Here is a 21,631-nt window from a genome sequence, read left to right on the forward strand (position 1 = left end):
CATGACCCCCACACTTCAACTGCGCGTCGCCGAAGTCTGCGAGCTGAACCCGCTGATCCGCATGTTCGTGCTGTGCGCCGACGACAACCGTGCACTGCCGGGCTACAGCGCCGGTGCCCATGTCCGCGTGCAGGTCGAGCTGCCCGATGGCGCGAAGGACTGGCGCCACTACTCGCTGATCAACTTCGCGACCGAACGGAATGCGACCAACGCGCCCACCCGCTACGTGATCGCCGTGCGCCTGGAGGACGAAGGCCGCGGCGGCTCGCGCTTCATGCACGAGCGGCTGAAGCAGGGAGACCTGCTCACCATCGAGCCGCCGAAGAACGACTTCCCGCTGCACACCGGCCCCGGCGGCACGGTGCTGATCGCAGGCGGCATCGGCATCACCCCACTGGCCAGCATGGCCGCGCGCCGACGCGCCGAAGGCGCGGCCGTGCGCCTGCACTATGCCGGCCGCAGCCGCGAGCTGATGGCCTTCCTGCCCGAGCTGCAGGCGTTGCTGGGCGACGACCTGCGCGTGCATGCCGACGTCGAGGCCGGCGGGCCGCTCGACATCGATGCGGTGCTCGACGACGTGCCCGCCGGGGACCGGCTCTACGTCTGCGGCCCCAAGGTCATGCTCGATGCCGTGCTGGCCCGCACCCAGGCGCGCGGCTGGGAACACGACCGCGTGCACTTCGAGCTTTTCACCACGCCGGTGGTCGAGGCGGGCGACCAGCCCATCGAGGTGGAGCTCGCGCAATCGGGTCAGCGCTTTACGGTGCCCGCGGATCAGAGCATCCTCGACTGCCTGATCGAGCATGGCTGCGACCCGTTGTACGACTGCAAGCGCGGCGAATGCGGCGTGTGCGCGACGCCGGTGCTGGAAGGCGAGATCGACCACCGCGACTATGTGCTCAGCGCGCGCGAGAAGGCCGAGGGCAATGTCATGCAGATCTGCATCTCGCGCGCCAAGGGACCGCGGCTGGTGCTGGACATCTGAAGGAGAGCAAAGGATGACTTCCTACCGAGGCAAGCCAGAGGCGGTGCACGCCCTGGTGCAGAACGACCGGGTGCACCGCGACCTCTACATCAGCCAGGAGCTGTTCGAGCTGGAGCAGGAGCACTTCTTCGCCAACACCTGGAACTACGTCGGCCATGAAAGCCAGCTGCCCAGGCCCGGCGACTACATCAGCAACGAAATCGGCGGCCGCCCGCTCATGGTGGTGCGCCATACCGATGGCACGCTGCGCGCCATGATGAACCGCTGCGCCCACAAGGGCTCGCGCCTGGTGAGCGCCCCCTGCGGCAACACCGGCAAGTTCTTCCGCTGCCCCTATCACGCCTGGACCTTCAAGACCGACGGCTCGCTGCTCGCGATCCCGCTGAAGAACGGCTACGAGGGCACGCAGCTGCACGAATGCGAGTCGGCCAAGGGACTCACCACCATCCGCAACGTGCGCAGCCACCGCGGCTTCATCTTCGTGAAGATCAACGATGCCGGCCCGGACTTCGAGGAATACTTCGGCGACTCGCTGAGCTCCATCGACAACATGGCCGACCGCTCGCCCGAAGGCGAGCTGGAGATCGCCGGCGGCTGCCTGCGCTTCATGCACCAGTGCAACTGGAAGATGTTCGTCGAGAACCTCAACGACACCATGCACCCGATGGTGGCGCACGAGTCATCGGCCGGCACCGCCAAGCGCATGTGGGCCGACAAGCCGGACGACGAGCCCAAGCCCATGGCCATCGAGCAGTTCGTGCCCTTCATGTCGGACTACAAGTTCTTCGAGGACATGGGCATCCGGACCTACGACAACGGCCACAGCTTCACCGGCGTGCACTTCAGCATCCACAGCAAGTACAAGGCGATCCCCGCATACGACGATGCGATGAAGGCGAAGTACGGCGAGGAGCGCACCGCGCAGATCCTCGGCATGACGCGCCACAACACCGTGTACTACCCCAACCTCACGATCAAGGGCGCCATCCAGGCGATCCGCGTGGTCAAGCCCATTGCCGCGGACAAGACGCTGATCGAGAGCTGGACCTTCCGACTGAAGGGCGCGCCGCCCGAGCTGCTGCAGCGCACCGCGATGTACAACCGGCTCATCAACTCGCCCTTCTCGGTCGTCGGCCACGACGACCTGCAGGCCTATCGCGGCATGCAGGCCGGCCTGCACGCGACCGGCAACGAGTGGGTCAGCCTGCACCGCAACTACGATCCCGAAGAGCTCAAGGGCGGCGAGATCACCACCGGCGGCACCAACGAGCTGCCGATGCGCAATCAATACCGCAGCTGGGCCCGCTACATGACGGAGACCATGCGATGAGCAGCAGCCTCACACGCCAGGACCTGATCGACTTCGTCGTGCACGAGTGCCGCCTGCTCGATGCCAAGCGCTACGAGGAATGGAACGCACTCTTCACCGACGATGCCTACTACTGGGTGCCGGCGACACCGGACCAGGAAGACGGCCTCAACCACTGCTCGCACCTCTATGAGGACAAGCTCCTGCGCGACCTGCGCATCGAGCGCCTGAAGAGCCCGCGCGCCTTCTCGCAGCAGCCGCCGAGCCGCTGCCACCACCTGCTGCAGACGCCGACCGTCGAGGTGTTCGACGAGGAGGGCAATGCCTTCGCGGTGCGCACCGAGTTCCACTACACCGAATCGCAGGGCGACGAACTGCAGTTCTATGTGGGCACCTTCTTCCACCACCTGACGCAGGTGGACGGCCAGCTGCGCATGACGCTCAAGCGCGTGAACCTGCTCAACTGCGACGCGGCGCTGCCTGCAGTGCAGCTCTTCATCTAGGGACGCGATGCACACCACGGTCCACCAATGCTTTGCAGCCACCGCGGCGCGCACGCCGGATGCGGAGTTCCTGTTCACCGAGTCGGTGACCGCCGCGGCCTACGGCATCGCGCCCGGCGCCCTTCGCTGGGGCGAGGCTGCCGTGGAAGTCGAACGCCTGCGCCGGGCCTACTCGGCGGCCGGCTGGGGCCACGGCCATCGCGTCGGCCTGCTGCTGGAGAACCGGCCGGCGTTCCTGCTGCACTGGTTCGCTCTCAACGCACTGGGCGCGAGCGTGGTGCCGATCAATGCCGAGATGCGTTCGGCCGAGCTGGTCTACCTGATCGGCCACAGCGAGATCGGGCTGGCCGTGACCCTGCCCGAGCGCGCGGCCGACCTGCGTGCCGCCGCGGCACAGGCTGGCATCGCCTTCGAGACGATCGGGCCGGACGACGTGATCCCGCCCGCAGGCAAGGCGCCGCCGCGTCCTCACGAAGCGATCGGGCTCGACACCGAATGCGCGCTGCTCTATACCTCCGGCACCACCGGGCGGCCCAAGGGCTGCATCCTGAGCAACGCCTACTTCCTGCGCGCGGGCGAGTGGTACGCGGCGCTCGACGGCGTGTGCGCCATCCGGCCCGATGCCGAGCGCGTGATCACGCCGCTGCCGCTCAACCACATGAACGCGATGGCCTTCTCGACCATGGTGGTGCTCGTGGCGGGCGGCTGCCTGGTTCAACTCGACCGCTTTCATCCGAAGACCTGGCTCGCGAGCGCGCGCGAGAGCCGCGCCACCATCGTCCACTACCTGGGCGTGATGCCGGCGATGCTGCTGGCCGCGCCCGATTCGGCGGCCGACAAGGACCATGCGATCCGCTGGGGTTTCGGCGCCGGCGTGGACCGCAAGAACCACGCGCCTTTCGAGGCCCGCTTCGGCTTTCTGCTGGTCGAGGCCTGGGCCATGACAGAGACCGGTGCCGGCGCCTGCATCATGGCCAACCGGGAGCCGCGACAAGTCGGCACGAGCTGCTTCGGCCGGCAGCAGGACTACGTCGAGGTCCGGCTGGTGGACGACGAAGGCCGCGACGTGCCCGCCGACACGCCCGGCGAGCTGCTGGTGCGCTCGGCCGGCGAAGACCCGCGGCGCTATTTCTTCTCCGGTTACCTGAAGGACGAGGAAGCCACGCGCGAGGCCTGGGCCGGCGGCTGGTTCCATACCGGCGACCTGGTGCGGCGCGATGCCGAGGGCAACTTCTTCTTCGTCGATCGCAAGAAGAACGTGATCCGCCGCAGCGGCGAGAACATCTCGGCGGTGGAGGTCGAGAGCGTGCTGAACCAGCACCCGGCGGTGAAGACTTCCGCGGTCGCCGCCACGCCTGACCCGGTGCGCGGCGACGAGGTGCTGGCCTGCGTCGTGCTGCGCGATGAGGTCGACGCCTCGGAGCGCGGCCGCATCGCCGGCAGCATCGTCGAGCATGCGCTGGCGCAGCTCGCCTACTACAAGGCGCCGGGCTATGTCGCATTCGTCGATGCATTGCCGCTCACCGCCTCGCAGAAGATCCAGCGCGGCCAACTGCGCGAACTGGCCCAGGCCTTGCCCGGGCAGCCGCATTGCATCGACACGCGTGCGATGAAGAAGAGGCAGGCCTGAGATGGCGCGCAACCGGCTGTCCTATGAAGGCGTCGCGGTGGCGGTGCCGGTGACCGTGCCTTACGTGCGCTACTCGACACGCAGCGCGCACTGGTTCATCGGCCAGGCGCTCGAGGCGTTGGTCAAGGCCAGCGGCGTGGCCAAGGAAGACATCGACGGCCTGAGCCTCAGCAGCTTCTCGCTCGCGCCCGACACGGCCGTCGGCGTGACGCAGCACCTGGGCCTGTCTCCGCGCTGGCTGGACCACATGCCCACCGGCGGCGCCTCCGGCGTGATGTGCCTGCGCCGTGCCGCGCGTGCGGTGCAGGCGGGCGATGCCGACATCGTCGCCTGCGTGGGCGCCGACACCAACCACGTCGACTCCTTCCGCCTGACGCTGGGCAGCTTCAGCAACTTCGCGCGCGACGCGAGCTACCCCTACGGCTCGGGCGGTCCGAACTCCATCTTCGCGATGATCACCGCCAACTACATGCGCACCTACGGCGCGAAGCGCGAGGACTTCGGCCGCATCGCGGTGGACCAGCGCACCAATGCGCTGGGCAACCCCAACGCCGTGTTCAAGAAGCCGCTCACGCTCGAGGAATACATGGATGCGCGGCCCATCTCCGACCCGATCCACCTGTTCGACTGCGTGATGCCCTGCGCGGGTGCCGACGCCTTCCTCGTGATGAGCGAGGCGCGCGCCCGCCACCTGGGCCTGCCGCACGCCGTGATCCGCGGCGCCATCGAGCGCCACAACGCCTATGCCGAAGACCCGGTGATGGTGCAGGGCGGCTGGCGCAAGGACCGCGACGACCTCTACGCCCAGGCCGGCGTGAAGCCCTCCGACCTGGACTTCGTCCAGACCTACGACGACTATCCGGTGATCGTGATGATGCAGTTCGAGGACCTGGGCTTCTGCGAGAAGGGCGAGGGCCCCGACTTCGTGCGCGCGAACACCATGACCTTCGACGGCAGCTTTCCCAACAACACCAGCGGCGGGCAGCTCTCGGCTGGCCAGGCCGGCGCGGCCGGTGGCTTTCTCGGCATGGTCGAGGCGATCCGCCAGCTCACCGATGCGGCCGGCCCGCGCACCGTGCCGGACGCCAGGCTGGGCCTGGTCGCGGGCTTCGGCATGGTCACCTACGACCGATGCCTGTGCACCGGCGCCGTGATCCTCGGGAGACCGGCATCATGAGCCCCCACGTTTGCCGCTTCGCGGCTGCACTGCCCCCCGAGGGGGCCGCGCGCCTGCCTTGGGGCGGCCCGGCGGAGGCGCGATGACCATGCCCCTGATGCGCCCCAAGCGCAAGAACCCCATCTTGCGCACACGGCAGATGAACCTGCCGCCCGGTTCCCGCGGCCGCGTCGCGCTGGGCATGACGGCCGCGGCCGCCGAAGGCCGCTTCGAGCTGCAGACCTGCAAGGACTGCGGGACGGTGCAGTACCCGCCGCGCGAGGCCTGCCACAAGTGCCTCTCGCCGCGGCTGCACTGGCGCGAGCAGACGGGCGAGGGCGAGCTCATCAGCACCACCACGCTGCATCACAGCAACGACCTGTTCTTCCGCGAGCGCCTGCCCTGGCGCCTGGGCCTGGTGCACCTCGACACCGGCCCCACGCTGATGGTCCACCTGCACGGCGAGGTCGGCGACGCGCCCTCCCGCGTGCGCGTGGGCGCCCGCCTGGACCGCGCGGGACAGGCCGTCCTCATTGGATTTCCGAACGAAGGGAGTGCCCATATGGCCGACGACAAGATGCTGCGCGAGATGACCAGCGACCCGAAATTCCGCAAGGCCCTGGTGACCGACGGCAAGACCGCGGTGGGCCAGGCCATCGTGCGTGCCCTCGTGAAGGCCGGCGCCGACATCGTCTGGGTCGGCCATGCCGAGCCCTGGAAGAAGCTGGGCGGGCTGGACGACATCACGGCGCTGCCGCAGGTGACGCTGGTGCCGCTGGACCTGACCAACGGCCGCTCGGTCACCGAACTGGCCGGCGAGATCGGCGGCAAGGTCGACATCGTGATCAACAACGCCGAGGTGCACCGCACCTTCGGCATCGGCGCGCGCCGCGGCACCGACGTGGCCAAGGCCGAGATGGACATCAACTACTTCGGCCTGCTGCGGCTGGCGCAGGAGTTCGGGCCGGCGCTCAAGGGCCGCTCGGCCGATGGCGTGACCAGCGCCACGGCCTGGGTCAACCTGCTGTCGATCTACGCGCTCGCGAACTTCCCGCCGCACGGCACCTTCAGCGCCTCGAAAGCGGCGGCCTATTCGCTGGCGCAATGCCTGCGCGCCGAAATGCGGCCGGCCGGCATTCGCGTGGTCAACGTGTTTCCCGGGCCGATCGACGACGAATGGAACCAGCACATGCCGCCGCCGAAGGTGACGCCCACCGCGCTCGCCAATGCGATCGTCAAGGCACTGCGCGAAGGGCTCGAGGACGTGTACCCGGGCGAGGTGGCGCAGGAATGGCTGGAGCGCTGGCGCGACAACCCCAAGGTGCTGGAGCGCGAGCTCGCAGCCGGAGGATGAATGAAGCTCTCCCCCATGCTTGCCCACTTCGTGTGGCCGCCAACCCCCTCACCGGGGGCAACACCAGCGGCCCGGCAAAGCCGGTTCCGCGGTGTTCCTGGAAAAGAGATCGGAGCACAACATGACGATGACAGATGAACTGATGTCCACCGCCGAGATCCTCGGCAGCCTGGTCGGCGCCCTGACCACGGGTCGCATCCGCGTGGTCGACCTCACGCAGACGCTGACGCCCGAGTTCCCGCAGATCGCGCTGCCGCCCGAGATGGGCCAGTGCTGGCCCTTCCGCATCGAGGAAGTGTCGAAGTACGACGAGCGCGGACCCGGCTGGTACTGGAACAACTTCTCGTGCGGCGAGCACACGGGCACGCACTTCGACGCGCCCATTCACTGGATCTCGGGCCGCGACCTGCCGAACAACTCGGTCGACACCATTCCCGTGCAGCACTTCGTGGCGCCGGCCTGCGTGATCGATTGCTCGGAGCAGGCGAAGGCCGATCCCGACTACCTGTTGACGGTGGAAGACATCGAGCGCTTCGAGGCGAAGCACGGCTGCATCCCGAAGGGCGCCTGGGTGCTGATGCGCACCGACTGGTCGAAGCGGCAGGACCCCGAGGCCTACCAGAACTTCGACGAGACCGGCCAGCACACGCCGGGCCCGAGCACGGAGGCGGTGCGCTTCCTGGTCGAGCAGCGCGACGTGCTGGGCTTCGGCTCCGAGGCCATCGGCACCGACGCGGGCCAGGGCTACCACCTGCGGCCTCCTTATCCCTGCCACTACTTCATGCACGGCGCGGGTCGCTATGGCCTGCAATGCCTGAGCAACCTGGACCTGCTGCCGCCGACCGGCGCGGTGCTGATCTGCCCGCCGCTGAAGATCGAGAAGGGCAGCGGCAGCCCTCTGCGCGTGCTGGCGCTGGTGGGCAGTGCTGCTTGAACCACAACCGGAGACCACGATGAACCTCACGCATCCCGTCGCCGCCGTCACCGGCGGCAGTGCCGGCATCGGCAAGGCGATCTGCGCGGACCTGCTCGCGCAAGGCTACGAGGTGGTGTCGCTGGCGCGGCGCCGCTGCGAGATCAACCATCCGAAGCTCTTCAACATCGAGGTCGACCTCATGGACCGCGCCGCCACGGCGGAGGCCGCGCAGGAGATGGCGCGCCGCTTCGAAGTGCGCACGGTGGTGCACAACGCCGGCGTGATCCGGCCGGCGCTGTTGCCGGAGGTCCGGCTCGAGGATCTCGATGCGCTTGGTCAGCTGCACCTGGGCTGCGCGATCCAGCTGGTGCAGGCCGCGTTGCCCGCCATGCAGGCAGAACGCTTCGGCCGCATCGTGCTCATGTCCTCGCGCGCCGCGGTAGGCCTGGCCACGCGCACGAGCTACTCGGCCACCAAGGCGGGCATGCTGGGCATGGCGCGCACGTGGGCGCTCGAGCTCGCGGCCCAAGGCATCACCGTGAACGTGGTGGCGCCGGGCCCGATCCGCACCGACATGTTCTACGACGTGGTGGAGGCCGGCAGCGAGAAGGAACGCCAGCTCGCCGCGTCAGTGCCGGTGCAGCGCCTGGGCGAAGCGGCCGACGTCGCACGGGCCGTGCGTTTCTTCGTCGACCCGGCCAACGGCTTCGTCACCGGCCAGGTGCTCTACGTATGCGGCGGCACCAGCGTGGGTAGCCTGGCCCTGTAGCGGGCGTTGCGCGCTCGCGTTTACCCGAACCCTCGTTGTCTCGCTTGTCATTGCAGCGTCGTCTCGCTAGCATTGTTTAGGTCTAAACATTTCACAAATCATCTTCAGGCCCACTTCATCCTTCGGAGGATCGTCATGAGAGTTCCAAGCCCCTTCCGCGCCCTGGCGGGCATCGTCCTCGGCATCGGCGCGCTGAGCGCTGCCAGTGCCTGGGCCGCCGACTACAAGGTCGGCTTCATCACCTCGCTGTCGGGGCCGGTGTCTTCGCTGGGCATTCCCTATGACAAGGGCATGAAGGCCGCGCTGGCCTACAAGTCGGAGCTGAACGGCCGCAAGATCCAGCTGGTGCAGCTCGACGACGCTTCCGATCCGTCGACCGCCGCGCGCAACGCGCGCAAGATGATCGACGAGGACAAGGTCGACGTCATCATCGGCACGGCCGGCTCCCCCGGCGCGCTGGCCATCGCCGCGGTCGCACGCGAGACGAAGACGCCGCTGATCTCCATTGCCAATGCCAACCTGCCGGGTGAGGAAGGCGCGTGGATGGTGACGCTGCCGCAGCCCGCCCCACTGATGCTGAACGCGGTGGTCGACCAGATGAAGAAGTCCGGCGTGAAGACCGTGGGCTACATCGGCTTCTCCGACGCCTGGGGCGACCTGGTCTACGACGCGCTCACCAAGAGCGCGCCGGCCGCAGGCATCAAGGTGGTGAGCAACGAGCGCTACGCACGCGGCGATGCCTCGGTCACCGGCCAGGTGCTGAAGATCGTGGCGCTGCGTCCCGACGCGGTGATCACCGGCACCTCGGGCACGCCGGGCGCGCTGCCCTACCTCGCGCTTTCGGAGCGCGGCTACAAGGGCCAGATCTACGGCATGCATGCGCTGATCAACCCCGACTTCGTGCGCGTGGGCGGCAATGCGGTCGAAGGACTGCTGGCACCTACCGGGCCCGTGATCGTGGCGGAGCAGCTGCCCGACTCCAACCCGATCCGCAAGGTCTCGATGGACTTCCGCACGGCCTACCAGAAGGCCAACGGCGCGGCGCCCACCGATGCCTTCTCCGCCTACACCTTCGACGCGTGGCTGCTGTTCCTCGATGCCGCACAGCGCACCAAGGGCGAACCGGGAACGCCGGCCTTCCGGGCGGCACTGCGCGACTCGATCGTCAGCACCAAGGAGCTGGTGGGCACGCACAGCGTCTACAACTTCAAGCCGAACGACCGCTATGGCTCCGACGAGCGTTCGCGCGTCGTCGTCAAGCTTGAAAAAGGTCAATGGAAGCTGGTGCCCTGAACATGAAGAAGCTCGCACGTGTCATCGGCCTCACGGCCATTGCCCTGGCTGCCGCGCAGGCCGTGGCCGCCGATCTCAAGATCGGTTTCATCAGCTCGCTGTCGGGGCCCGTTTCGGCGCTGGGCATTCCGTATGAGAAGGGCATTCGCGCCGCGATTGCCGAGCATCCGACGCTGGCCGGCCACAAGGTCGAGCTGATCGTGCTCGACGATGCCTCCGACCCCACCACCGCCGGACGCAATGCCCGCAAGCTCGTCACCGAGGACAAGGTCGACGTGCTGATCGGCAGCTCGGGCGTTCCCAACGCGATGGCCATCGCGGCCGTGGCGCGCGAGCTCAACACGCCGCTGATCTCGCCCACACCGGTCACCATTCCCGGCCCGGAGGGCGCCTGGACCGTGACGGTCTCGCAGCCCTTCCCGCTGATGGTCGCGGGCGTGGTCGAGCAGATGAAGAAGTCGGGCGTGAAGACGGTGGCCTTCATCGGCTTCTCCGACGCACTGGGCGACCTGGCCTACGACTCGCTGGTGAAGAGCGCCGAGGCGGCCGGCATCAAGGTGGTGGCCAACGAGCGCTATGCGCGTACTGATTCCTCGGTCGCGGGACAGGTGCTGAAGATCATGGCCAGCCGGCCCGACGCGGTGTTCGCCGGCAACTCGGGCACACCCGGCGCGCTGCCTTACCTGGGCCTGGCCGAGCGCGGCTACAAGGGCCGGATCTACGGCACGCACGGCCTGATCAACGCCGACTTCGTGCGGGTGGGCGGCGCTTCGATCGAAGGCCTGCAGGTGCCCAGCGGCCCGGTGCTGGTGGCCGACCAGCTGCCGGCCGACAACCCGATCAAGAAGGTGTCGATGAACTTCCGCAGCGCCTACCAGAAGGTGCACGGCGCGCAGCCGACCGACGCCTTCTCCTCCTACACCTACGACGCCTACCTGCTGCTGGCCGATGCGGCCTCGCGCGCCAAGGGCGAGCCCGGCACGCCGGCCTATCGCACGGCGCTGCGCGATGCCATCGTGAGCACCAAGGAGCTGGTGGGCACGCACGGCGTCTACAACTTCAAGCCGGACAACCGCTACGGTTCCGACCAGCGCGCCGTGGTGGTGGTGCGCATGGAGAAGGGCCAGTGGAAGCTGGTGCCCTGACGCCCTGATTCGAAGCAAGGCGCCCCTGCCATGAACAGCTATCGTGACCGACCCGAGGCCATCCGCGCACTGGTCCAGGAGGATCGGGTGCACCGCGATCTGTACTTGAGCGACGAGCTGTTCGCGCTGGAGCAGGAGCGCTTCTTCGCCAACACCTGGCTCTACGTGGGGCATGCCAGCCAGGTGCCGAACACCGGCGACTACTGGGCGCTGCAACTCGCCGGCCGCCCGGTGATGATGGTGCGGCAGGCCGACGGCGCGGTGCGCGTGTTCTACAACCGCTGCGCGCACAAGGGCAGCCAATTGGTCACGGACGAGAGCGGCAATGCCGGCAAGTTCTTCCGCTGTCCCTATCACGCCTGGACCTACAAGCTCGACGGCGCGCCGCTGGCGATTCCCCTGAAGTCGGGCTACGAAGGCACCCGCCTGAAGGAATGCGAATCGGGCCGGGGCCTGGTCGAGCTGAAGAACACGGCGGTCTACCGCGACTTCGTGTTCGCGCGGCTCGCCGACCAGGGCCCGGGTTTCGAGGACTACTTCGGCGAGGTGCTGCGCGCCATCGACAACATGGTCGAGCGCTCGCCCGAGGGCCGGCTCACGGTGGGCGGCGGCGTGCTGCGCAACATCATCCATTGCAATTGGAAGATGTACCTCGAGAACATCAACGACACGGTGCATCCGATGTCCACGCACGAGTCGGCCACGCAGGCGGCCGATGCGCTGTGGCAGGGCCGCTCGCCGGACGAGCCCAAGCCGATGGCGATGGAGCAGATCCTGCCCTTCGGCTCCGGCTACGACTTCTTCGACAAGATGGGCGGGCGCGTGTTCGCCAACGGCCACAGCGTGCTGGGCATCAATTTCAGCATCCACTCGAACTACGCGCAGCTGCCCGACTACGAGGCCGCGATGCGCGAGGCGCACGGCGCCGAGCGGGCGATGGAGATCCTGCAGCGCTCGCCGCAGAACTCGGTGCTCTTCCCCAGCCTCTCGGTCAAGGGCTCGCCGCAGGCCATCCGGGTGATCCGCCCGCTGGCGGCGAACCGCACGCTGATCGAGGCCTGGAGCTTCCGCGCGGCCGGCGCGCCCGATCTGCTCTTCGAGCGCGCGATGACCTACAACCGCCTGGTCTTCTCGCCCATGTCGGTGGTGGCGCACGACGACGTGCACCTGTTCGAGAGCATGCAGCGCGGCCTGGCGGCCGAGGGCAACGAATGGGTCAGCCTGCATCGAAACTTCGATCCGGCCGAGCTCGCGCAAGACACGATCAGCACCAACGGCACCAACGAGCTGCTGATGCGCAACCAGTTCCGCGCCTGGGCCAGATACATGACGGAGCCTTCCGCATGACGCAGGCGCAGGACTTCGTCGCGCATGAGGCCGCCCTGCTCGATGCCGGCCGTTTCGACGACTGGCTGGCGCTCTTCGCCGACGACGGCCACTACTGGGTGCCGCTGCAGGGTGCCGCGCAGGCCGATCCGGTCTCCCACAACTCCATTGCGTATGAAGACCGGCTGCTGCTTCAGCTGCGCATCGAGCGCCTGAAGAATCCGCGCGCGCACTCGCAGCATCCCCGAAGCCAATGCCAGCATGTGCTGCAGCGCTCGGTGATCGAGCAGGACGACGAGGCGGGCCTCGCGCTCGCCACGCCCTTCATCTATGTGGAAGCGCGCGGCGAAGAGCAATTGCTGCTCGCCGGCACCTGCCGCCACCTGCTGGCGCGGCACGGCGACAGCTTCCTGATCCGCCGCAAGCGCATCGATCTGCTCAACGCCGGCCGCGCGCTACCCGCCATCCAGTTGTTCATCTGACCCATCCCACCCACCCCTCGAGGAGCCACCCCATGACGAAGAGCTTGATGAAGACCCTGGCGCGCAGCGCGTTGGCCACGGCCCTGGCCGCCGGATTCGCGATCACCGCCTTCGCGGCCGATCTCAAGGTGGGGCTGAGCGTCTCGCTCTCCGGCCCGAACTCCTCGCTGGGCGTGCCCTACGCGAAGGGCATGCAGGCCGCGCTGGCCTACAAGAGCGAGGTCAACGGCCGCAAGATCCAGCTGATCGTGCTCGACGACGGCTCCGACCCCACCAACGCGGGCCGCAACGCGCGCAAGCTGGTGGACGAGGAAAAGGTGGATGTGCTGATGGGAACCTCCGGCGTACCCGCCGCGATCGCGATGGCGCAGGTGGGCCGCGATGCGAAGGTGCCGATGATCGGCCTCACGCCGATCCAGCTCGACCCGGCGGAGAACGGCTGGGTCTTCACCGTCGCGCAGCCCACGCAGTTGATGATCGACGCGGTCGTCGAGCGCATGAAGAAGGACGGCGTCAAGACCGTGGGCTACATCGGCTTCTCCGATGCCTGGGGCGACCTGGTCTACAACGCGCTGATGAAGTCGGCGCCCGCTGCCGGCATCAAGGTGCTGGGCAACGAGCGCTACGCGCGGGCCGACGCGTCGGTCACCGGCCAGGTGCTCAAGCTGCTGGCCATGAAGCCGGATGCGGTGATGACCGGCGGCGCCGGCACGCCGGGCGCGCTGCCCTTCCTGGCGCTGAGCGAGCGCGGCTTCAAGGGCCCGATGTACGGCCAGCACGGACTGATCAACCCCGACTTCGTGCGCGTGGTCGGCGGGGCCGGGCAAGGTGCGCTGATGCCCACCGGGCCGGTGATCGTGGCCGAGCAGCTGCCGAACGACTACCCGACCAAGAAGATCGCGATGGACTTCCGCGCCGCCTTCCAGAAGGTCAACAACGCGCCCACCAGCGATGCCTTCTCCGCCTACTCCTTCGACGGGTGGCTGGTGTTCACCAACGCCGCGGCGCGGGCCAAGGGCGAGCCGGGTACGCCGGAGTTCAGGCAATCGCTGCGCGACGCGATCGCCAGCACCAAGGAGGTGGTGGGCACGCACGGCGTCTACAACTTCAAGCCGGGCGATCTGTACGGCGTGGACGAGCGCGCACGCGTGATCGTGAAGCTCGAGAACGGCCAGTGGAAGCTCGCGAACTGAAGCCTGCGAGCGACAACAACGGAAAGAAGCGGAGGACTCCCGAATGACACCCGACGTGGCACTGATCCTGGGCATCGACGGCCTGGCGAACGGCGCCGTTTACCTCCTGGCCGGGCTGGGGCTGGTGCTGATCTTCTCGGTCACGCGCGTGGTCTTCGTGCCCTTCGGTGATGTCGCGGCCTTTGCCGCGCTCTCGCTGGCCGCCTTCGAAACCGGGCGCGTGCCGCCCACCATCGGCCTGGTCATGGTGCTGACGGCGCTCGCGCTGGCGACCGAGATCGGCAGCCTGGTGCGGCGCGGCGAAAGCGCCCGCATCCCCAAGGCGCTGCTGGGCTGGGGCGTGCTGCCGCTGGTCCCCTGCCTGCTGGCATGGCTGGCGAGCCGGCCGGGCGTGCCGGCGCCGCTGCACATCGCCTCGGCGGTGCTGCTGGTGGTGCCGATCGCGCCGCTGCTCTCGCGCGTCGTGTTCCAGCCGATCGCCGACGCCTCGGTGCTGGTGCTGCTGATCGTCTCGCTGGCGCTGCACTTCCTGCTGTCGGGCCTGGGCCTGCTCTTCTTCGGCCCCGAGGGCTCGCGCACCCAGCCCCTGGCCAGCGGCTCGCTCCCGCTGGGCGACGGCTTCACCGTGAGCGGGCAGGTGATCCTGATGGTGGCATCGGCAATCGTGCTCAGCGGGCTGTTCTTCCTGGTGTTCGAGCGCACGATCGCCGGCAAGGCGCTGCGCGCCACCGCTGTCAACCGCGTGGGCGCGCGGCTGGTCGGCATACGGCCGGCGCGCACGGCGCTGCTGGCCTATGGCTGCGCCTCGCTGCTGGCGGGCCTGATCGGCGTGCTGATTGCGCCGGTCACCACCATGTACTACGACTCCGGCTTCATCATCGGGCTCAAGGCCTTCGTGGCGGCGATCATCGGCGGGCTGGTGAGCTACCCCATGACCGCCATCGGCGCGCTGGCGGTCGGCGTGGTCGAGAGCTTCGCCTCCTTCTGGAGCGGCGCGCTGAAGGACGTGATCGTCTTCAGCCTGCTGATCCCGGTGCTGATGCTGCGCTCCTTCTTGAGCGTGCATGCGGAAGAGGAAGAAGAGGAGGTGGACCAATGAGCACCGCGCAAACGACCGAAGGCGCAGTCGCCGTGAGCGGCACGCCGGCAAGCGCATCGACGAAGCGCCTTCCCAGGCGCCTGCTGTGGATCGGCCTCGTCGTCGTGGTGCTGGCGCTGGTGCCGCTGCTCGCCGGCAATTTCACCGTCTCGCTGCTCAACGACATCGGCATCGGCGCGCTGGTGGCGCTGGGGCTGGTGCTCTTGACCGGCATCGGCGGGGCGACCTCCTTCGGGCAGGCTGCCTTCGTCGGCATCGCGGCCTATGCGACGGCGTGGCTCAGCACCACGCAGGGGCTGTCGCCCTGGCTGGGGCTGGTGTTCGCGCTGGGCCTGACCGGGCTCTCGGCGCTGGCGATCGGCATGCTCACGCTCCGGCTGGGCGGGCACTTCCTGCCGCTTTCGACCATCGCCTGGGGGTTGTCGATCGCGATGCTGTTCGGCAATGTCGATGCGCTCGGGCGTCATACGGGCCTGTCGAACATCCCGGCGCTCAGCGTCGGCGCCTGGTCGCTGGCCGATCCGCGCGCCATCTACTACCTGATCTGGGTGCTGGTCGGCCTGGCCATGCTGTTCAGCCACAACCTCCTGCAGTCGCGGCCGGGCCGCGCGATCCGCAGCCTGCGCGGCGGCGCCATCCTGCTGGCCAGCGTGGGGGCCGATGCCTATCGCGTGCGGCTCACGCTGTTCGTGACGGCCGCGCTGTTCGCCGGCCTCGCGGGCTGGCTCTATGCGCACATGAACCGCTTCGTGAGCCCTTCGCCCTTCGACGTGCGCGCCAGCATCGAGTACCTGCTGATGGCAGTGGCCGGCGGGCTCGGGCACCTGACCGGCGCGCTGGTCGGCTCGGCGCTGGTGCTGATCCTGAAGAACGGGCTGCAGGACGTGCTGCCGCTGTTGACGCAACGTGCGGGGCAGCTGGAGGCGGTGGCCTTCGCGACGCTCTTCATCCTGCTGCTGCACTTCGCGCGCGGCGGGCTGATGGGCTTCGTGCGGCGCTGGACCCACAAGCGTGCGCGTGCGCATGCGCCGCGCGAGCCCTTGGCGGCGGTCGAGCCGTTGCCGCATCGCACGCTGCCCGAGCGGGGTTCGCCCATCCTCTCGGTGACGGGCGCGGTCAAGCGCTTCGGCGGGCTGGTGGCGGTGAACGACGTGAGCTTCGAGGTGAAGGCCGGCGAGATCATGGGCCTGATCGGGCCCAACGGCGCGGGCAAGTCGACCATGTTCAACCTGCTGACCTGCACCTTGCCGATGACGGCCGGGCAGGTACGCTTTCTCGGCCACGACATCGCCGGCATGCCGCAGCGCAAGGTGGCGCGGCTGGGCCTGGCGCGCACTTTCCAGCACGTCAAGCTGCGCCCGCACATGACGCTGCTGGACAACGTCGCGCTGGGTGCGTATGGGCGTACGAGTTCGGGTGTGCTCAAGGCGGGCCTGCGGCTCGATCGTGCCGAGGAGCGCCAGGTCCTGCAGGAAGCGCAACGCCAGCTCGATCGCATCGGCCTGGGCGAGCGCGCGCACGAGCTCGCGGGCAGCCTGCCACTGGGCACCCAGCGCATCCTGGAGATCGCCCGCGCGCTTGCGGCCGACCCGGTGCTGCTGGTGCTGGACGAGCCGGCGGCCGGACTTCGGCGCAAGGAGAAGATGGCGCTGGGCGACCTGCTGCGCAAGCTGCGCGAGGAGGGCGTGACCATCCTGATCGTCGAGCACGACATGGACTTCGTGATGAAGCTGGTGGATCGGCTGGTGGTGATGAACTTCGGGTCGAAGCTCGTCGAGGGGGTGCCTTCTGCGGTGCGGGCAGATGAGAGGGTGCAGGCGGCGTATCTGGGGAGCGTCGTATGACTGCGATGCTGGAAATAGGCGACCTTCACGTGTCCTACGGCCAGGTCGACGCCGTCCGCGGCGTCTCGCTCAACCTGGAGCACGGCCAGATCATCTCGGTGATCGGCCCCAACGGCGCCGGCAAGACCACGCTGCTGGCCGCGGCCATGGGCCTCCTGCCCTGCAAGGGCCTGCTGCGCTTCGAGGGCGAGGACCTCCACGGGCTCGACGTGGAGGCGCGCGTCGAGCGCGGCCTCTGCCTGGTGCCCGAGAAGCGCGAGCTCTTCGGCGAGCTCAGCGTGCTCGACAACCTGCAGCTCGGCGCCTTCGGCAGCAAACTGCGCAGCGATGCACTGAAGAAGCGGCTGCAGTCGGTCTACGACCGCTTCCCGCGTCTGGCCGAGCGCCGTGCGCAGCGCGCCGACACGCTCTCGGGCGGCGAGCGGCAGATGCTGGCGGTGGGCCGCGCGCTGATGTCGGCGCCGCGCCTCTTGATGCTCGACGAGCCCAGCCTGGGCCTGGCGCCGCTGATCGTGCGCGACATCCTGGCCATCGTGCGCAAGCTGCGCGAGGACGGCGTCTCCATCCTGCTGGTCGAGCAGAACGCGCGCGCGGCGCTGGAGAGCTCGGACCACGGCTATGTGCTGGAGACCGGCGAGATCGCGCTGACCGGCGCGTCGCAGGAGCTGGCCAGCGATCCGCGCGTGCAGGCCACCTACCTCGGCGGGGGCACGAACGATGACGCCTGAGCGTCCTGCCAGCCCGCTGCCGCCGGCGCAGCGCACGCTGCCCGCAATGCTGGAGCGGCAGGCGGGGCTCTTCGAGGGGCGGCCGCTGCTGCGCATCGCGGGCCGGTCCTGGACGCACAGTGATGCACGGCAGGCCGCAGGTGGTCGTGCCGCGGCGCTGGCGCAGGCAGGCGTGCAGCGCGGCGACCGCGTGGCGCTGATGAGCGGCAACCGCATCGAGTTTCTCGAGGTCTTTCTCGGCTGCGGCTGGCTGGGCGCCGCGATGGTGCCGATCAACACGGCCTCGATGGGGCCGCAGATCGAATACTTCCTGCAGAACAGCGAGGCGAAGCTGCTGGTCATCGAAGCGGCGTTCGTCGAGCGCTTGCTGGCCGCGGATCTGGCGCGCACTTTGCTGCGCGAGATCTGGGTGCTGGGTGCGGACGCCGGCGATGCGATTCCGGGCGTGCGCACGCTGCCCTACCCGGCGGCGCGCGATGCCCTGCCGCCGGCCGCCATGCAGCCGGGCGACTCGCTGGCCATCCTCTACACCTCGGGCACCACGGGTCCGGCCAAAGGCGTGGTGTGCCCGCATGCGCAGTATTACTGGTGGGGCGTCAACAGTGCGGATGTGCTCGGCGTTGGCGCGGACGACGTGCTTTGCACCACGCTGCCCCTCTTTCATATCAACGCGCTGAACACCTTCGCGCAGGCGGCGCTCACCGGGTGCGAAGTGGTCTTCGAGCCGCGCTTCTCGGCGTCGGGCTTCTGGCCGTCGATGCGGGCCTCGGGCGCCACGGTGGTCTACCTGCTGGGTGCGATGGTGCCCATCCTGCTGGCGCAGCCCGAGGGGCCCGGCGAGCGCGACCATCGCGTGCGCGTGGGCCTTGGACCCGGCGTGCCGGAATCCGCGGCCCGGACCTTCCTGGAACGCACGGGCGTGCGGCTGCTGGAGGGCTATGGCTCGACCGAGACCAACTTCGCCATCGCCACCGCACCCGATTCGCCGCGCGGCGGCGTGATGGGCTGGCTGCGGCCCGGCTTCCAGGCCCGCGTGGCGGACGAGGACGATGTGGCGTTGCCCGACGGCGAGGCCGGCGAACTGCTGCTGCGCGCCGACGAGCCCCATGCCTTTGCGAGCGGCTACTTCAACATGCCGGAGAAGACAGTCGAAGCCTGGCGCAACCTGTGGTTCCACACGGGCGACCGCGTGGTGCGCGAGGCGGACGGGGCCTTCCGCTTCGTCGACCGCATCAAGGACGCGATACGCCGGCGCGGGGAGAACATCTCTTCTTTCGAAGTCGAGCAGGTGCTGCTGAGCCATCCGGGCGTCGCCGCCTGCGCGGTCTATCCCGTGCACTCCGAGCTGGCCGAGGACGAGGTGATGGCCGCACTGGTGGCGCGCGAGGGCCAGCGCCTCGACCCGGCCGAGCTGCTCGCCTTCTGCGAGACGCGGCTGCCGTACTTCGCGCTGCCGCGCTATGTCGACCTGCTGCCCGACCTGCCACGCACCGAGAACGGCAAGGTGCAGAAATACAAGCTGCGCGAGCGCGGCGTGACCGCCGCCACCTGGGACCGCGGGCCCGGCGGGCGGGCGCCGGCCAAGGGCTGAAGCGATGCCGACGCCTGCCGAGCTGTTCTCGCTGGCCGGACGCTCGGCCTTCGTGACCGGAGCGGGGCAGGGGCTCGGCGCTGCCATCGCGCGCGGGGTGGCCGAGGCCGGCGCGCGGGTGATGCTGACCGACATCGACGAGCAGGCGGTCGAGGCCGTCGCGGCCAGCTTGCGCGAGGCGGGCCACGAAGTCATCGCGATGCCGCTGGACGTGCGCGACGAGGCCAGCTTCTGGCTGTGCTTCGACGCTGCCGTGCAGCGCTTCCGCGGCGTGGACGTGATGGTCAACAACGCCGCCCGCACGCCGTCGACCTCGCTGTGGGACATCGGCGCCGAGGAATGGGACGAGGTGCTGGCCGTCAATCTGCGCGGCAGCTTCTTCGGCTGCCGCATCGCCGGGCGCCACATGCGCGAGCGCGGCGCAGGGCGCATCGTCAATCTCGGCTCGATCGCCGGGCAGCAGGCGAGCGCGGCGACCGGCGTGCACTATGCGGCGTCCAAGGCGGGCGTGATGGCGCTGACCCGCGCTTTCGCCCAGGAACTCGCGCCGCATGGTGTCACTGTGAACGCGCTGGCGCCGGCGGCTGTGCGCAGCCCGGTACTCGAGGCCATGGACGAGGCGCGCCGGCGAACGCTGGCCGCGGGCATCCCGGTCGGGCGCTTCGGCGAGCCGGAAGAGGTGGCCGCGGCGGTGGTCTACCTGGCCTCGCCGGCGGCGGGCTTCGTGACCGGTGCCACACTGGACCTCAACGGCGGACGCCTCATGCGCTGAAGAAGCACGCCACCACCGGCCGGTAAAATTTTTCAGAACTAAACAATTCAGGCATGCAAGCACATTCACTGACTGGCCGCCACGCGCTCGTGACCGGCGCCGCGCGCGGCATCGGCGCCGAGATCGCGCGCACCCTCGCGGCCGAGGGCGCGGCGCTGACCCTGCTGGGGCGTGACCGCGCCGCCCTGCTGCGGGTGGCCGACTCGCTGCCCGGCAGCGGCCATGGCGTCGTGACCGCCGACGTGGCCGACGCCGAGGCCGTCGCGGCTGCTTTCGCGCAGGCGCGCGCCGAGCGCGGGCCGATCGCCATCCTCGTCAACAACGCCGGCGCGGCCGAGAGCGCGCCTTTCCTGAAGACCTCCATCGCGCTCTGGCAGCGAATGCTGAGCGTCAACCTGACGGGCAGCTTTCTCTGCGCCCAGGCGGCGCTTCCGGGCATGCTCGAAGCGGGCTGGGGTCGCATCGTCAACATCGCGAGCACGGCGGGGCAGAAGGGCTATGCCTATGTCAGCGCCTACACGGCAGCCAAGCACGGCGTGATCGGGCTTACCCGCTCGCTGGCGCTGGAGGTGGCGCGCAAGGGCGTGACGGTGAATGCCGTGTGCCCCGGCTATACCGACACGGACATCCTGCGCGACAGCGTCAGCAACGTGGTCGGCAAGACCGGGCGCAGCGAGGCCGAGGCGATGGCGGAGTTCGCGGCGGTCAACCCGCAGCGCCGCATCGTGCAGCCGGCCGAGGTGGCGGATGCGGTGCGCTGGCTCTGCGGGGAGGGCGCTGCGGCGGTCAACGGCCAGTCGATCTCGGTCTCGGGCGGCGAGGTCACATGAAGCAGAACGACGCTTCGCATGCGCTCCTGAGCGACGCGCAGGAGCTGGGCCACGAGGCGCGTGCCGGCACCGGCGACCATGCGGTCCTCAAGCTGTGGCTGCGCATGCTGGCCAGCACCACGCAGATCGAGGCCGAGATCCGCAAGCGGCTGCGCGAGAACTTCGACATCTCGCTCGCGCGCTTCGACTACATGGCGCAGCTCTACCGCTACCGCGAGGGCCTCAAGATGCGCGTGCTGTCGCGCTACCTGATGGTGACCGGCGGCAATGTCACCGGCCTGACCGACGAGCTCGAGCGCGAGGGCGTGGTCCAGCGCTCGCCCAGCCCGGAAGACCGCCGGGCCTGGATCGTGAGCCTGACGCCCAAGGGCCGCCGCGGCTTCGAGGCGATGGCCAAGGCGCACGAGGAATGGCTGCTGGAGCTCTTCGCGGGGCTGGACGCAAAGGCGGTGCAGCAGCTGTATTCGCAGCTCGGGGCGCTGCGCGTGCACCTCGTGCGCTAGCATTCTTTTGTCATGCCGAGGTCCCTGGGCTAAACTCGCGCCTCCATGTTCATTCATCACGTCATTCAGACAGGTCAAGGCGGCCGGGGAGCCTGGCCTTGGCGCACGCCATCGTTGCAGCCTGTTTGATTGCACGGCGCACGCCGTGCGCCCCCGGCCGAGGTCCATCGCGACGCGGCCACCTCTCATGTGAATGACACCGG

At 68.9% G+C, this 21,631-nt stretch carries 20 protein-coding genes; all 20 read left to right on the forward strand.

Annotated features, from left to right (window positions below; all coding sequences use genetic code 11):
• Position 1 precedes the first annotated feature (1 nt).
• The 20 genes from ACMGEZ_RS24295 (at position 2) to ACMGEZ_RS24390 (ending at position 21,428) form a co-directional block, all read left to right on the forward strand.
• Positions 2-985: a PDR/VanB family oxidoreductase gene (locus ACMGEZ_RS24295; protein ID WP_436824849.1), complete on the forward strand. Its 984-nt coding sequence runs from the start codon at positions 2-4 to the stop codon at positions 983-985.
• Positions 986-998: 13 nt separating this feature from the next.
• Positions 999-2,315: an aromatic ring-hydroxylating dioxygenase subunit alpha gene (locus ACMGEZ_RS24300; protein ID WP_436824850.1), complete on the forward strand. Its 1,317-nt coding sequence runs from the start codon at positions 999-1,001 to the stop codon at positions 2,313-2,315.
• Positions 2,312-2,797: an aromatic-ring-hydroxylating dioxygenase subunit beta gene (locus tag ACMGEZ_RS24305; RefSeq protein ID WP_436824851.1), complete on the forward strand. Its 486-nt coding sequence runs from the start codon at positions 2,312-2,314 to the stop codon at positions 2,795-2,797. Before ACMGEZ_RS24300 ends, ACMGEZ_RS24305 begins: the two co-directional genes overlap by 4 nt.
• 7 nt (positions 2,798-2,804) lie before the next feature.
• Positions 2,805-4,427 (forward strand): AMP-binding protein, encoded by a 1,623-nt coding sequence (locus ACMGEZ_RS24310; protein ID WP_436824852.1) that lies wholly within the window; start codon positions 2,805-2,807, stop codon positions 4,425-4,427.
• 1 nt (position 4,428) lies between these two features.
• The gene (locus tag ACMGEZ_RS24315) at positions 4,429-5,604 is read left to right on the forward strand and encodes a thiolase family protein (RefSeq protein WP_436824853.1); all 1,176 of its coding nucleotides are present in this window, start codon (positions 4,429-4,431) and stop codon (positions 5,602-5,604) included.
• A gap of 82 nt (positions 5,605-5,686) precedes the next feature.
• Positions 5,687-6,937: an SDR family NAD(P)-dependent oxidoreductase gene (locus tag ACMGEZ_RS24320; protein ID WP_436824854.1), complete on the forward strand. Its 1,251-nt coding sequence runs from the start codon at positions 5,687-5,689 to the stop codon at positions 6,935-6,937.
• Positions 6,938-7,058: 121 nt separating this feature from the next.
• A complete protein-coding gene (locus ACMGEZ_RS24325) occupies positions 7,059-7,871 on the forward strand; it encodes a cyclase family protein (protein WP_436824855.1) in 813 nt (270 codons plus the stop codon).
• 19 nt (positions 7,872-7,890) lie between these two features.
• The gene (locus ACMGEZ_RS24330; protein WP_436824856.1) at positions 7,891-8,622 is read left to right on the forward strand and encodes an SDR family oxidoreductase; all 732 of its coding nucleotides are present in this window, start codon (positions 7,891-7,893) and stop codon (positions 8,620-8,622) included.
• A 135-nt stretch (positions 8,623-8,757) separates the two neighbouring features.
• Entirely contained in the window at positions 8,758-9,915 is a 1,158-nt protein-coding gene (locus tag ACMGEZ_RS24335; protein WP_436824857.1) for an ABC transporter substrate-binding protein, read from the forward strand.
• Between the two features lie 2 nt (positions 9,916-9,917).
• Positions 9,918-11,060, forward strand: coding sequence for an ABC transporter substrate-binding protein (locus ACMGEZ_RS24340; protein ID WP_436824858.1), 1,143 nt, complete (start codon positions 9,918-9,920; stop codon positions 11,058-11,060).
• Positions 11,061-11,090: 30 nt separating this feature from the next.
• On the forward strand, positions 11,091-12,407 hold the full coding sequence (locus ACMGEZ_RS24345) for an aromatic ring-hydroxylating dioxygenase subunit alpha (RefSeq protein ID WP_436824859.1): 1,317 nt from the start codon (positions 11,091-11,093) through the stop codon (positions 12,405-12,407).
• The gene (locus ACMGEZ_RS24350) at positions 12,404-12,868 is read left to right on the forward strand and encodes an aromatic-ring-hydroxylating dioxygenase subunit beta (protein ID WP_436824860.1); all 465 of its coding nucleotides are present in this window, start codon (positions 12,404-12,406) and stop codon (positions 12,866-12,868) included. The genes ACMGEZ_RS24345 and ACMGEZ_RS24350 overlap by 4 nt, the downstream gene beginning before the upstream one ends.
• Positions 12,869-12,915: 47 nt before the next feature.
• Positions 12,916-14,061, forward strand: a complete 1,146-nt coding sequence (locus ACMGEZ_RS24355; RefSeq protein ID WP_436824877.1) for an ABC transporter substrate-binding protein — start codon at positions 12,916-12,918, stop codon at positions 14,059-14,061.
• Positions 14,062-14,104: 43 nt separating this feature from the next.
• Entirely contained in the window at positions 14,105-15,160 is a 1,056-nt protein-coding gene (locus tag ACMGEZ_RS24360) for a branched-chain amino acid ABC transporter permease (protein WP_436824861.1), read from the forward strand.
• Positions 15,157-17,004, forward strand: a complete 1,848-nt coding sequence (locus tag ACMGEZ_RS24365) for a branched-chain amino acid ABC transporter ATP-binding protein/permease (RefSeq protein ID WP_436824862.1) — start codon at positions 15,157-15,159, stop codon at positions 17,002-17,004. The genes ACMGEZ_RS24360 and ACMGEZ_RS24365 overlap by 4 nt, the downstream gene beginning before the upstream one ends.
• Positions 17,001-17,732: an ABC transporter ATP-binding protein gene (locus ACMGEZ_RS24370; RefSeq protein ID WP_436824863.1), complete on the forward strand. Its 732-nt coding sequence runs from the start codon at positions 17,001-17,003 to the stop codon at positions 17,730-17,732. The genes ACMGEZ_RS24365 and ACMGEZ_RS24370 overlap by 4 nt, the downstream gene beginning before the upstream one ends.
• Complete coding sequence (locus ACMGEZ_RS24375) at positions 17,722-19,323, forward strand: ATP-dependent acyl-CoA ligase (protein WP_436824864.1); 1,602 nt, start codon at positions 17,722-17,724, stop codon at positions 19,321-19,323. Before ACMGEZ_RS24370 ends, ACMGEZ_RS24375 begins: the two co-directional genes overlap by 11 nt.
• Positions 19,324-19,327: 4 nt before the next feature.
• Entirely contained in the window at positions 19,328-20,095 is a 768-nt protein-coding gene (locus ACMGEZ_RS24380) for an SDR family NAD(P)-dependent oxidoreductase (protein ID WP_436824865.1), read from the forward strand.
• A gap of 53 nt (positions 20,096-20,148) precedes the next feature.
• Positions 20,149-20,925, forward strand: a complete 777-nt coding sequence (locus ACMGEZ_RS24385) for an SDR family NAD(P)-dependent oxidoreductase (RefSeq protein WP_436824866.1) — start codon at positions 20,149-20,151, stop codon at positions 20,923-20,925.
• Positions 20,922-21,428, forward strand: a complete 507-nt coding sequence (locus ACMGEZ_RS24390) for a MarR family winged helix-turn-helix transcriptional regulator (RefSeq protein WP_436824867.1) — start codon at positions 20,922-20,924, stop codon at positions 21,426-21,428. The genes ACMGEZ_RS24385 and ACMGEZ_RS24390 overlap by 4 nt, the downstream gene beginning before the upstream one ends.
• Positions 21,429-21,631: the final 203 nt, after the last annotated feature.

Source organism: Variovorax stachyos (assembly GCF_051400855.1).
Classification (GTDB): Bacteria; Pseudomonadota; Gammaproteobacteria; order Burkholderiales; family Burkholderiaceae_C; genus Variovorax.